10 protein-coding genes are annotated in these 12,687 nt (G+C 71.1%); all 10 read right to left on the minus strand.

The window, feature by feature from the left end:
* Positions 1–36 precede the first annotated feature (36 nt).
* Genes ACTOWL_RS23075 through ACTOWL_RS23120 form a run of 10 tightly spaced genes read right to left on the minus strand, consistent with a single transcriptional unit; the run spans position 37 to position 12,685 of the window.
* A complete protein-coding gene (locus tag ACTOWL_RS23075; protein ID WP_441323621.1) occupies positions 37–903 on the minus strand; it encodes a cell division protein FtsQ/DivIB in 867 nt (288 codons plus the stop codon).
* Positions 891–1,805: a D-alanine--D-alanine ligase gene (locus tag ACTOWL_RS23080; RefSeq protein WP_441323622.1), complete on the minus strand. Its 915-nt coding sequence runs from the start codon at positions 1,803–1,805 to the stop codon at positions 891–893. Before ACTOWL_RS23080 ends, ACTOWL_RS23075 begins: the two co-directional genes overlap by 13 nt.
* A complete protein-coding gene (gene murC, locus ACTOWL_RS23085) occupies positions 1,802–3,238 on the minus strand; it encodes a UDP-N-acetylmuramate--L-alanine ligase (RefSeq protein WP_441323623.1) in 1,437 nt (478 codons plus the stop codon). The genes ACTOWL_RS23080 and murC overlap by 4 nt, the downstream gene beginning before the upstream one ends.
* 16 nt (positions 3,239–3,254) lie before the next feature.
* Positions 3,255–4,385: an undecaprenyldiphospho-muramoylpentapeptide beta-N-acetylglucosaminyltransferase gene (murG, locus tag ACTOWL_RS23090; protein WP_441323624.1), complete on the minus strand. Its 1,131-nt coding sequence runs from the start codon at positions 4,383–4,385 to the stop codon at positions 3,255–3,257.
* Positions 4,382–5,506 carry an FtsW/RodA/SpoVE family cell cycle protein gene (locus ACTOWL_RS23095; protein ID WP_441323625.1) on the minus strand — a complete coding sequence of 375 codons (1,125 nt, stop codon included), beginning with the start codon at positions 5,504–5,506 and terminating at the stop codon, positions 4,382–4,384. Before ACTOWL_RS23095 ends, murG begins: the two co-directional genes overlap by 4 nt.
* Positions 5,507–6,904 carry a UDP-N-acetylmuramoyl-L-alanine--D-glutamate ligase gene (murD, locus tag ACTOWL_RS23100; protein ID WP_441323626.1) on the minus strand — a complete coding sequence of 466 codons (1,398 nt, stop codon included), beginning with the start codon at positions 6,902–6,904 and terminating at the stop codon, positions 5,507–5,509.
* Positions 6,905–6,908: 4 nt separating this feature from the next.
* The gene (gene mraY, locus ACTOWL_RS23105; protein WP_441323627.1) at positions 6,909–7,994 is read right to left on the minus strand and encodes a phospho-N-acetylmuramoyl-pentapeptide-transferase; all 1,086 of its coding nucleotides are present in this window, start codon (positions 7,992–7,994) and stop codon (positions 6,909–6,911) included.
* Positions 7,995–8,022: 28 nt separating this feature from the next.
* Positions 8,023–9,489 (minus strand): UDP-N-acetylmuramoylalanyl-D-glutamyl-2,6-diaminopimelate--D-alanyl-D-alanine ligase, encoded by a 1,467-nt coding sequence (locus ACTOWL_RS23110; RefSeq protein ID WP_441323628.1) that lies wholly within the window; start codon positions 9,487–9,489, stop codon positions 8,023–8,025.
* Positions 9,486–10,937, minus strand: a complete 1,452-nt coding sequence (locus tag ACTOWL_RS23115; protein WP_441323629.1) for a UDP-N-acetylmuramoyl-L-alanyl-D-glutamate--2,6-diaminopimelate ligase — start codon at positions 10,935–10,937, stop codon at positions 9,486–9,488. Before ACTOWL_RS23115 ends, ACTOWL_RS23110 begins: the two co-directional genes overlap by 4 nt.
* Positions 10,934–12,685 carry a peptidoglycan D,D-transpeptidase FtsI family protein gene (locus tag ACTOWL_RS23120; RefSeq protein ID WP_441323630.1) on the minus strand — a complete coding sequence of 584 codons (1,752 nt, stop codon included), beginning with the start codon at positions 12,683–12,685 and terminating at the stop codon, positions 10,934–10,936. Before ACTOWL_RS23120 ends, ACTOWL_RS23115 begins: the two co-directional genes overlap by 4 nt.
* Positions 12,686–12,687 lie beyond the last annotated feature (2 nt).

The raw sequence follows: 12,687 nt of genomic DNA on the forward strand, positions 1-12,687 counted from the left end.
CGCGTTAAATCCCATGAGAGCCATCCGCGCCGCCCATCACGACTTGTCCTTGGTCGGCGCCCGCTGCGCCGCCGCCGCGGGGGTGAGCTGGATGACCATGCGGTCGCCCAGGCGCAGATCGACCGCCACGATGTCGCGGTCCAGCACCGACTCCTTGCGCTGCGCCTCGTCCAGCCGGGCCAGCGCCGGGGCGACGTCGCCGTCCGGCAGCCTCACGGTGACGTGGTTGTCGAGCACCAGGTCCCAGCGCCGGCCGCCGACCCGCATGGCCGAGCGGATCCGGCGGGCGATGTCCGGCGTCTTCGACAGCGCGTCGATCAGCACCGCCGCGGTCGCGGCCGCATCGCCGCCGACCACCATCGGCAGGTCCGGATAATCGGCCACCGACGGCACCGGCAGGACATGGCCCTCGCGGTCGATCAGGCTGAAGCTCTGGTTGTTCTGCCACAGCGCCAGCGGCATCCGCTCCTCGATCCGGACGAACACCGTGTCCGGCAGCCGGCGCTCGACGCTGGCCGACCGGATCCAGGGGATGTCCAGCAGCGCCGCCTGCGCCGCGCCCGGATCGAGGTCGAAGATCGGGTCGCCGCGGCCGACGCCGAGCGCCGCCATGATGGCGCCGCCATCGACCGACCGCCGGCCCTCGACCAGAACCTCCTGCACCGAGAAGCCGGCCGCCACGGTCAGGCCCATCACCGCGCCATGGATGCCGCGCCCGGCCGCGGTCAGCGTACCGCTGGTCCACAACGCGGCCAGCAGGCCGAACACGGCGATGCCGCCCAGCGCCATGCCACCCAGGCGCAGCGCCGCCGCCTGGCGCCGGGCCATCGGCTTGCGGCGTACCGAGGTGCCGCCGCTGCCGCGCCGGCGCGCGGCGTCGGGCTCGGCGCTCAGCGACCGCATGCGGCGTCCTCCAGCAGCCATTCGCACAGATCAGCGAAGTCGACGCCGACATGCTTGGCCTGCTCCGGCACCAGCGAGATCGGGGTGAAGCCCGGCTGGGTGTTGATCTCGAGGAAGTAGAGACCTTCGCTGCCCGGCCGGGTGTCGTCCCAGCGGAAATCGGTGCGGCTGATGCCGCGGCAGCCGAGCGTCCGGTGCGCCAGCAGCGCCAGGCGCATGGCCTCGGCGAAGACCGCGTCCGGCACCTGCGCCGGCAAAGTGTGGACGGCGTGGCCCTCGGTGTATTTCGCGTCGTAGTCGAAGAAGGCGTGGGTGTGCGCGATCTCGGTCACGGTCAGGGCGCGGTCGCCCATCACGCCGACCGTCAGCTCGCGGCCCGGCACGTATTCCTCGACCAGCGCGTCGCCGTAGCCCCAGCCGGCGAGGTCGATCGGCGGCGCATTGTCGTTGGCGCGGACGATGCGGACGCCGACGCTGGAGCCCTCGGCCGCCGGCTTGACCACATAGGGCGGCTCCATCAGATGGCGCTCGGCCACCTGCTCCGGCGGCGCGACCACGCCGCGGGCGGTGCGGATGCCGACGGCACCGACCACCTGCTTGGTCGCCGGCTTGGACATGGCGATCGCCGAGGGCCGCACGCCGGAATGGGTGTAGGGCAGGCCCAGCATGTCGAGCACACCCTGGATGGTGCCGTCCTCGCCGCCCTTGCCGTGCAGCGCGTTGAACACCACGTCGGGCGCCGGCCGCAGGGCGCGCAGCAGCGCGTCGAGGTCGCGGCCGACATCGATCAGCTCGACCCGATGGCCGCGCCCCCGCAGCGCCACGGCGACGGCCTTGCCGGAGACGAGGCTGACCTCGCGCTCCGCCGACCAGCCGCCGTAGAGGACTGCAACGGATTTCATCGAGCGGCCCCCGCGGTCCGCTTGGCGCGCAGTGCGTCGAGCTCGGTGGGCAGGGCGTTGGCCCAGGCGGTGATGTTGCCGGCGCCGAGGCAGACCACGAAATCGCCCGGCTCGGCCAGGTCGTAGGCGAGCTGGGCCAGCGCCTCCGGCCCCGGCAGCGGGATCACCCGGCGGTGGCCGCTGTCGCGCAGCCCCTCGACCAGGGCCGAGCGGGTGGCGCCTTCGACCGGCGCCTCGCCGGCGGCATAGACATCCGCGACCACGACGATGTCGGCGTCGTTGAAGCAGGTGCAGAATTCCTGGAACAGGCTGGCCAGCCGGCTGTAGCGGTGCGGCTGCACCACGGCGATCACCTTGTGCTTCTGGGTCGCGGCCCGGGCCGCCTTGAGCACCGCCGCAATCTCCACCGGATGGTGGCCGTAATCGTCGATCACCGTCACACCGCCCGACTCGCCAGTCTTGGTGAACCGGCGCTTGACCCCGGCGAAGCGCGCAAGCGTTTCGATGATCTGCCCGTCGTCCATTCCCATCTCATGGGCCACGGCGATTGCGGCCAATGCATTCTGGATATTGTGTTGCCCGAGCATTGGCAACACAATATCGCGTATCAGACGGCTTTTTCCGGACTGCCGATCCTGGAGCACGGCGGTGAAGCGCGAGCCGCGCGTTTCGATCGAAAAATCGATCGCGCGGACGTCGGCCTGCGGGCTGAATCCGTAGGTGACGATGCGCCGGTCGGTGACCCGCGAGATCAGCGCCTGCACCTCCGGATGGTCGATGCAGAGGACGGCGAAGCCGTAGAACGGCGTGTTGGTGACGAACTGCTCGAACGCCGCCTTGACCGAGTCGAAATCGCCGTAGAAGTCGAGATGCTCGGGGTCGATGTTGGTGACCACGACGATGGTCGCCGGCAGCCGGGTGAAGGTGCCGTCGCTCTCATCGGCCTCCACCACCATCCAGTCGCCCTGGCCGAGCCGGGCGTTGGTGCCGTAGGCGTTGATGATGCCGCCATTGATCACGGTCGGGTCCATGCCGGCGCCGTCGATCATCGCCGCCACCAGGCTGGTGGTGGTGGTCTTGCCGTGGGTGCCGCCGATCGCGATCGACCATTTCAGCCGCATCAGCTCGGCCAGCATCTCGGCCCGGCGCACCACCGGGATCGAAGCGGCGCGGGCGGCCTTGACCTCGGGATTGTCGCTCTTCACCGCCGATGAGACCACGACCACCGCGGCGTCGCCGAGATGGGCCGCGGCATGGCCGATCTTGACGTCGATGCCGGCCTTGCGCAGGCGCAGGACATTGGCGCCCTCGGCCACGTCGGTGCCCTGCACCGAATAGCCGAGATTGTGCAGGATCTCGGCGATCCCGCTCATGCCGATGCCGCCGATCCCCACGAAGTGGATCATCCCAATGTCGAGCGGCATCTGCCTCATCGGCGGTACTCCTAACTTACGCTCCAGTTGCGGCCGACGCGCGAGCGCCCGCCTCCTGCCCGGCAAGGGCGAGGACGAGGTCGGCGAGTCGGTCGGCGGCATCCGGATGGGCTGCGGCGCGCGCGGCGCCGGCAGCCTCCACCAGAACGGAGGGGCGGGTGTACAGGTGTTCGAGACGCGATGCCAGCACTTCCGGAGTGAGCTCCGACTGCGGCATCAGCCACCCCCCGCCCGAGGCCGAGATGGCCCTGGCATTGGCGGTCTGGTGGTCGTCCATGGCGAAGGGATAGGGCACCAGGATGGCGGGGCGGCCGATCGTCGCAAGCTCGGCGGCGGTCGAGGCGCCGGACCGGCAGATCACCAGCTGGGCCGCGACCAGCCGCTCCGGCACGTCGTCGAAGAAGGTCGACAGCGTGGCGTCGGCGCCGATCGCGGCGTAGCGGCCACGGCAGGCCTCGATGTCCTCGGGCCGGCACTGCTGCACGATCGACAGCCGGGTCCGCAGCGCCTCCGGCAGCAGCGCCACCGCGGCCGGGATCAGTTCGCTGAACACCCGCGCGCCCTGGCTGCCGCCGAGAACCAGCAGGGTCAGCCTGCCGTCCTCCGCCGGGGCCGGATAAGGCGCGCCGGACTTGGCCGCGATCGCCGGGCGGACCGGGTTTCCGGTGACCTCGACTCGACGGTTCTCCTGGCCTGCCGCCGCCTGCAGCGGGAAGCCGGTGGCGATGGTCGCGGCGCGGCCGGCCAGCCAGCGGTTGACCCGGCCGAGCAGCGCGTTCTGCTCGTGCAGCAGCACCGGGATGCCGGCGCGCGAAGCGGCCAGCACGGTCGGGGCCGAGGGGTAGCCGCCGAAGCCGACCACGGCAGCCGGCCGGTGGCGGCGCAGCACGCCGCTTGCGTCGAGATAGCCGAGGCCGAGCAGGGTCGCGGTCTTGAGCTTGCCGAGCAGCCCCGGCGCCACGGTGGCGGAGCGGACGGCGTCGACCGGCACCTCGGGCAGCCGGTCGCCGAAGGCGCGGCCGCGGGGGTCGGTCGCCAGGCGCACGGCATGGCCGCGGGCGATCAGCGTCCGGGCCAGCGCCTCCGCCGGGAAGACATGGCCGCCGGTGCCGCCCGCGGCGAGCAGGATGGGACGAGCACCACTCACCGCATGCCCCCGCTTCCGGCATGCCGCCGGGTCAGGGCCAGCACCATGCCCATGCCGTAGCCGAGCGCGATCAGGGACGAGCCGCCATAGGAGACGAAGGGCAGCGTCATGCCCTTGGTCGGAATCAGGTGCAGGGTCGAGGCCATGTTGATCGCCGCCTGCAGCCCGAACTGGGTGACCAGCCCGACCACCGCCAGCATGATGAACAGGTTGGTCTCGTTCATCACCCGCGACAGGCCGCGGACGACGATGAAGGCGAACAGCGCCACCAGAGCCAAGCAGAAGAACAGGCCGAACTCCTCGCCGCCAACGGCGAAGATGAAATCGGCATGGGCGTCCGGCAGGTACAGCTTGACCGAGCCCTCGCCCGGGCCGGTGCCGAACAGCCCGCCATTGGTGAAGGCCTCGAGCGCCCGGTCGACCTGGTAGTTGTCGCCGGTCGAGGGGTCGAGGAAGCGGTCGATGCGGCTGCGCACATGCTCGAACAGGAAGTAGGAGCCGACCAGGCCGCCGGTGCCCATGGCGATCAGCCCGACCACCAGGAACATCGGCAGCCCGGCGATGAAGAACTGGATGAACCAGACCGCGGTGACCACCACGGTCATGCCGAGATCCGGCTGAGAGAGCAGCAGGAAGGCGATCAGGGCGTAGAGCACGGTCGAGGCGATGTAGCCGGGGAAGCCCGGCCGGGTCTTCTGCTGCGCGAACAGCCAGGCGGCGGCCACGGCGAAGGCCGGCTTGACGAATTCCGAGGGCTGCAGCGACAGGCCGGGCAGCTGGATCCAACGGGTCGCGCCCTTGATCTCGACCCCGACGAACAGCGTGGCGAAGACGCCGAGCACGGACACGAGCAACACGATCGCCGCGGTGCGCCGGATCGCCGACGGGCTCATCAGCGAGACCATGAAGGTCAGCACGATGGCCGGCAGCAGCATCATCAGATGGCGTTCGATGAAGTAGAACTCGCCGAGATTGATGCGTTGGGCCACGGCCGGGCTGGCGGCCAGGATCAGGATCGAGCCGATGCCCATGATGATGCCGAGCAGCAGCAGCATCCAGCGGTCGACGGTCCACCACCAGCGGCCGATGACCGAGCTGTCGGCGCGATCCAGGGTCACCATCTAGAGCTCCCCCCTCTCCACCCGGACCTGCAGCCCCTTGACCGAGGCGGCGAAGGCCTCGCCGCGCGCCTCGAAATTGGCGAACTGGTCGAAGGAGGCGCAGGCCGGCGACAGCAGCACCACGGCACCGGTGGCGCCGTCGGCCGCGGCGGCGCGATAGGCGGCCTCGACGGCGGCGTCGAGGTCGGTCGAGCGCTGATACGGCACCCGGCCCTCGAGATGGGCGGCGAATTTGGGCGTGCCCTCGCCGATCAGGAAGGCTTGGGCCACCCGCGGCAGGTAGGGGTCGACCGCCTCCAGCCCGCCCTCCTTGGGCCGGCCGCCGGCGATCCAGTAGATCGTGTCGTAGGAGCCGAGCGCCTTGGCCGCCGCGTCCGGGTTGGTGCCCTTGCTGTCGTTGACGAAGCGGATGCCGGCGATGGTGCCGACCAGCTGCTGGCGGTGGGCCAGGCCCGGGAAGGTGCGGATCGCCGCGGCCAGAATCTCGGCGGACACGCCGGCGGCGCGCGCAGCAGCCCAGACGCAGGCGGCGTTCTGGCCGTTATGGGCGCCCGGCAGGGCCGGCGCCTGGCGCAGGTCGAGCACCGGACGGGCCTGCCCTTCGGTGGCGTCGTGCAGCACGAAGTCGCGGACGAAGACGCCGCCTTCGACCGCGCGCTCGGCCGAGATCGGGATCGCCCGGATCTCCGGCCGCGCCCTGGTCTTCGCGAACACCGCGCGGGAATAGTCGTCGTCGACCCCGATCACCGCGGTGCCGCCCGGACGGATGCCGTCGAGCAGCCGGGTCTTGGCGGCGACGTAGCCGACCATGTCCGGATAGCGGTCGAGATGGTCGGGGGTGATGTTGATGAAGACGCCGATCGACCACGGCACCTCGGTGATGGTCTCGAGCTGGTAGGACGAGACCTCCAGCACGTACCAGCCGCCGGGCCCGACGGGCCTGAGGCCGAGCGCGGCGGGGCCGAGATTGCCGCCGGCCTCGGAGTCGATGCCGGCCGCCTCGAACACGTGCTGCAGCAGCGCCGTGGTGGTCGACTTGCCGTTGGTGCCGGTGACGCCGAGGAAGCCCGCCTCGGGCAGCGCCTCGGCCAGCAGGTCGATGTCGCCGACCAGGCGGCTGCCGGCCTCCAGCGCCCGGGCCACCGCCGGATGCGGCTGCGGATGGGTGCGCGGGATGCCGGGGCTGAGCATCACCAGATCGATGCCGGCCATGCCTTCGGCGGCGAAGTCGCGCACCAGCACACCCTCGCGCTCGGCGAAGGAGCGGCCGGCGACCTTGTCGTCCCAGGCGGCCACCGTCACGCCGGCCGCCTTCAGCGCCCGGATCGCGGCGGTGCCCGACTTGCCGAGGCCGAGGACGGCGACGCTGCGGCCCTGGAGATGCGAGAGGTCGATCATCCGATCACCGCAGCTTCAGGCTGGAGAGGCCGATCAGGGCCAGGATCACGGCGATGATCCAGAACCGGATCACGATGGTCGGTTCGGCCCAGCCCTTCTTCTCGTAGTGGTGGTGCAGCGGCGCCATGCGGAACACCCGCTTGCCGGTCAGCTTGAAGCTGGCGACCTGGACGATCACCGACACCGCCTCGAGCACGAACAGGCCGCCGATGATCGCCAGCACCAGCTCGTGCTTGGTGATCATGGCGATGGCGCCGAGCGCGCCGCCCATCGACAGCGACCCGGTGTCGCCCATGAACACCATGGCCGGGGGCGCGTTGAACCAGAGGAACCCCAGCGCCCCGCCGATCAGGGCGCCGCAGAACACCGCCAGCTCGCCGGCGCCCGGGGCATGATGGATCTGCAGATATCCGGCGAACACCGCATTGCCGGCGAGGTAGGCGATCAGGCCGAAGCAGGTGGCGGCGATGATCACCGGCATGGTGGCGAGGCCGTCGAGCCCGTCGGTCAGGTTGACCGCGTTCGAGGCGCCGACCATGACCAGCATGGCGAAGGGGAAGAACAGGATGCCGAGCTCGACCATGACATCCTTGAGGAACGGGATCGCGACCGCGGTCTCGCGAACCTCCGGCGTCACCTGCAGGTACCAGAACACCGCGACCAGCGCGATCGCCGCCTGCACCACCAGCTTCAGCCTGCCGGACAGGCCCTTGGGGTTGCGCTTGGTCAGCTTCAGGTAGTCGTCGCCGAAGCCGACCAGGCCGAAGCCGACCGTGACCAGCAGGGTGATCCAGACGAAGGCGTTGCGCAGATCGGCCCAGAGCAGGGTCGAGACCACGATCGCGATCAGGATCATCAGCCCGCCCATGGTCGGCGTGCCGCGCTTCTTGAAATGGCCCTCCGGCCCGTCCTCGCGGATCGGCTGCCCGGCCCCCTGCCGCGACTTCAGCCACCGGATCATCGCCGGGCCGATGACGAAGGCGATGACGAGCGCCGTCATCACCGCGGCCCCGGTCCGGAAGGTCAGGTACCGGAACAGGTTGAAGATCAGCGCCTGGTCGGCGAGCGGGGCGAAGAGGGCCGGAAGCACCGGGACCGTTCCTTTCAGAGGCCGTGGGTCAGAGGCCGTTGGCGACGCGCTTGGGCGAGGCCTGGGGGGCCCGGCTTTCGCGCGCCACATGCAGATGTTCCAGCGCCTCGACGAGCACGGCCATGCGGCTGCCGAGCGAGCCCTTGACCATGACGCAGTCGCCCGGGCGCACCGCCTCGGCCAGCACCGGCGCCAGGGCGGCGCTGTCGGCCGCGTGGGCGCCGCGCCGGCCTTCCGGCAGGGCATCGTGCAGCTGCTTCATGTCCGAGCCGCAGGTGAAGACGAGGTCGATGTCGTTGGCCAGCACGTGCTGCTTCAGGCCCGCGTGCAGGGCCGGCGCGTCGGGCCCGAGCTCCAGCATGTCGCCGAGCACGGCGATGCGGCGCCCGTCCGGGCCGCTGTCGACCCCGCCCAGCACGGCCAGGCTGGCGGCGACCGAGACCGGGCTGGCGTTGTAGCTCTCGTCGATCAGCACCAGCTTGCCGGCCTGGCCGCCGCGCTGCAGCTCGATGGTGACGCGGGCGCCGCGGCCGCGCAGCGGCGTGATCCGGCCCATGGCCCGGGCGGCGCCGGCGATGTTGGCGCCCATCGCCTTGGCCGCCAGCAGCACCGACAGGCTGTTCAGCACCCAGTGCTTGCCCGGGGCCGACAGGGTGTAGCGCAGCGGCTCGCCCAGGATCACGGCGTTGACCGCGCTGGCCGCGGTGTGCAGCGAGCAGTCGACCAGCCGGGCATCGGCCTCGGCATGCTCGCCGAAGCTCCAGATCCGGCCGACGCCCTGGGTCCGGGCATGGGCCACCAGCCGCGGGAAGAACGGGTTGTCGCGGTTCAGGATCGCCGTGCTTTCCGGCCCCATGCCGCGGAAGATCTCCGCCTTGGCGTCGGCGATGCCGTCGACCGAGTCGAAATGGGCGGCGTGCACCGCCTCGACATTGGTGATGATGGCGACATCCGGCTCGACCAGGCGCGACAGCGGCGCGATCTCGCCGGCATGGTTCATGCCGAGCTCGAACACGCCATAGGCGACCTGCTCCGGCATCCGCGACAGGCTGAGCGGCGCGCCCCACTGGTTGTTCAGGTTGCCCTGCGAGGCATAGGCCGGCGCGGTGGCCGACAGGGCCAGCTTCAGCGCCTCCTTGGTGCTGGTCTTGCCGACCGAGCCGGTGACCCCGACGACCCGCGCCTCGCTGCGCATGCGGGCGAAGCGCGCCAGGTCGGTCAGCCCGTCCAGGGTGTCCTCGACCACCAGCAGCGGCGCGTCATGCGGCACGCCCTGCGGCACTCGGTCGACCATGACCGCCGCGGCGCCCTTGGCCAGGGCGTCCTTGACGTAGTCGTGGCCGTCGAAGTTCGGCCCGCGCAGCGCCACGAACAGGTCGCCCGCCACGACCGAGCGGCTGTCGATCGAGACGCCGGCCGCCGACCACTCGCCGACCTGCATGCCATTGGTTGCGGCGGCCGCCTCCGCGGCCGGCCAGAGCGCAGGGTTGGTCATGGCGTTCGTCTCCATCGCGGGTCGCTCTTCACTTCGGTCACGGCTGCGCGCGCCTGCTCCGCATCGTCGAACGGTCGCACGTCATCGCCGATAATCTGGCCGGTCTCATGGCCTTTTCCGGCCACGACCAGGACATCACCGGGGCCAAGCCCCTCCACCGCGGCGCGGATCGCCTCGGCCCGGTCGCCGATCTCGGCGGCGCCGGGGCAGCCGGCCAGCACCTGGCGGCGGATCTCGGCCGGATTCTCGCTGCGCGGGTTGTCGTCGGTGACGATCACGCGGTCGGCCAGGCGCGCCGCGATCTCGCCCATCAGCGGGCGCTTGGCGCGGTCGCGATCGCCGCCGCAGCCGAACACCACGACCAGGGCGCCGCTGGTGTGCGGGCGCAGGGCGGCCAGCACCGTCTCCAGCGCCCCCGGCTTGTGCGAGTAGTCGACATAGACCGGGGCGCCGTTCGGATGGCTGGCCACGAGCTCGACCCGGCCCGGGATGCCCTTGAGCTGCTCCAGCAGCCCGGCGGCGGCGTCGAGATCGGCGCCGTCGGCCGTCACCAGCGCCAGGGCGGTCAGCACGTTGTAGGCCTGGAAGCCGCCGACCAGCGGCAGCTCCGCCCGATAGGACCGGCCGCCGGCGGTGAAGCGCAGGTCGATGCCATGCGGCAGCGGCTCGGCCAGGTCCAGCCGGAACTCTCGGCCCTCGCGGCCCAGGGTCAGCGCGGTGCGCCCGGCGGCGCGGGTGCGGGCGACGAGGCCTGCCGCCTCCGGCACGTCGGCATTGATCACGGCGGTGCCGCCGGGCTGCAGCACCTGGTCGAACAGCCGCGCCTTGGCCGCCAGGTACTCCGCCATGGTGGCGTGGTAGTCGAGATGGTCCTGGGTGAAGTTGGTGAAGGCCGCCAGCGTCACCCGCACCCCGTCGAGCCGGAACTGGTCGAGCCCGTGCGACGATGCTTCCAGCGCCAGCTTGGTCACCCCGGCCGCGGCCAGGTCGGCCAGCTCGGCATGCAGCGCCACCGGGTCCGGCGTGGTCAGCGAGCCGTAGCGCTCGCGCCCCGGCGCCATCACCCCGAGCGTGCCCAGGCTGGCGGCCTGGTGGCCCAGCAGGGTCCAGAGCTGGCGGGCGAAGTTGACGGTCGAGGTCTTGCCGCTGGTGCCGGTGACGGCGGCGATGGTGGCCGGCTGCCGGCCGTAGAACTCCGCCGCCATCAGCGCCAGGCGGCGCCGCGGATTGGCGGCGGTGATCAGCGCCGCCGTGGCGCCCGGCGGCAGCACCGTGCCCTCCGGCGCCAGGATCGCGGCGGCGCCGGCGGTCAGGGCGTCGGCGATGAAGGCGCGGCCATCGGCGCGCGCGCCCGGCAGCGCCGCGAACAGGAAGCCGGGCCGGACCGCGCGGGAATCAGCGGTCAGCCCCTTCAGCCCGGCGGGCAGGATCGAGGTGCCGCCGCTCATCCCTCTTCCTCCTCCGCGGCCACCGCGACCTGCGGGGCGGCACGGCCGGCCGGCTCCACCGCCAGTTCCCGCAGGATCGCCGGGTCGTTCGGATCCTTCGGCTCGACCCCCATCATCGGCCCCATGCGGGCGATGATCCGGCCGCCCAGCGGCGCCGCGTTCCAGCCTGCGGTGTTGTAGCCGTAAGTGCCTTCGATCGCCTGGGCATCCTCCAGCATGGTCATGACGATGTATTTCGGATCATAGGCCGGGAAGATGCCGACGAAGTCGGTCACGCCGGCCTTGCGGTTGTAGCCGCCGCGCACCGCCTTGTTGGCCGAGCCGGTCTTGGCGCCGACGAAATAGCCGGGCACGTCCGACTTGGTCGCGGTGCCGCTGACGGTCACGACGCGCATCAGCGCCCGCATCGTTCGGGACAGTTCCGGCGACAGCACCCGTTTTCCCGGCACCGGCTGGGACGGGTCGCGCCTGAACAGCGTCGGCGGATGGAGGGTGCCACCATTGACCACGGCGGCGACCGCGCTGACGAGCTGGACCGGGGTGACCGCAATGCCGTGACCATAGGCGATGGTCATGCCGCTGACCTGGCTCCAGGGCTGCGGCACCATCGGCGCTCCGACCTCCGGCAGCTCGAGCGGCGAGGGCTTGGTCAAGCCGAGCCGGGCCATGAACTCCTTCTGCCGCTGGAGTCCCGCCGCCTCGAACATGTGCACCGAGCCGGTGTTCATCGACTGCCGGAAGATCTCGTAGACGCTCCACCGCCCGGATTGCGGCTCGGCCCGGAAATTGCGGATGGTGAAGCGGCCGACCCGGATCGGGCTCTGGTCGTAGGTGGTCTGCAGGGTCGAAGTGCCGCTTTCCAGCGCCAGCGCGGTGTTAAAGATCTTGAAGGTGGAGCCCATCTCGTACACGCCGAGCGTGTTCCGGTTGAACAGGGCGTCCTCGGACGCGGCGGTCGGCTCGTAGGGGTTGAAGTCTGGCAGCGAGACCATCGACAGGATCTCGCCGGTCTTGACGTCCATGATGACGACGTTACCGGCGGTCGCCCTGAACTTGGCGATCGTCGACTGCAGTTCGTTCCGCACCATCTCCTGCAGCCGCAGGTCGAGCGACAGCACCACCGACTCGCCGTTCTGCAGGCGCTCGTCGAGGCTCTTCTCCAGCCCGGAGATGCCCTGAGCGTCGATGTTGGTGAAGCCGACGACATGCGACGTCAGCCCCCCGGAGGGATAGTAGCGGCGCTCCTCGTTCTGGAAGGCCAGGCCCGGGATGCCGAGGCGGTTGATCTCATATTGCTGGGCCGGGGTCAGGCCGCGCTTCAGCCAGACGAAGCGCCGGTCCGACGACAGGTCGGCCAGCACCTTGTCGGCATTCAGATCCGGCAGCACCTTGCTCAGCCGCAGCGAGGCCTCGATCGGGTCCAGCACCAGCTTCGGGTCGGCATAGAGCGACACCGAAGGCAGCGTGGTGGCCAGGATCAGCCCGTTGCGGTCGCGCAGATCGGCCCGGTCGCCGGCGGGGCCGACCATGGCGACCGGCGCGCCCTCCCCGGTTTCGGCGAACGCCATCAGCCGGACCAGACCCAGCCCGATGCCGGCGAAGGCCATGCCGAAGACCAGCGCGGTGACGACCACGCGCTGCCGGCCGGTCTCGATCGCCGCGGACAGGGCGCGGCCCGGGCGGCCGGCCTCGGCCTGGATGGCCCGGGGGCCGAGATGCGCGAGGGGGAGGTCGGAGGCGATGGCCATCG

It is taken from the genome of Inquilinus sp. CA228, from assembly GCF_052078665.1.
In the GTDB taxonomy this organism is placed as follows: Bacteria; Pseudomonadota; Alphaproteobacteria; order DSM-16000; family Inquilinaceae; genus Inquilinus.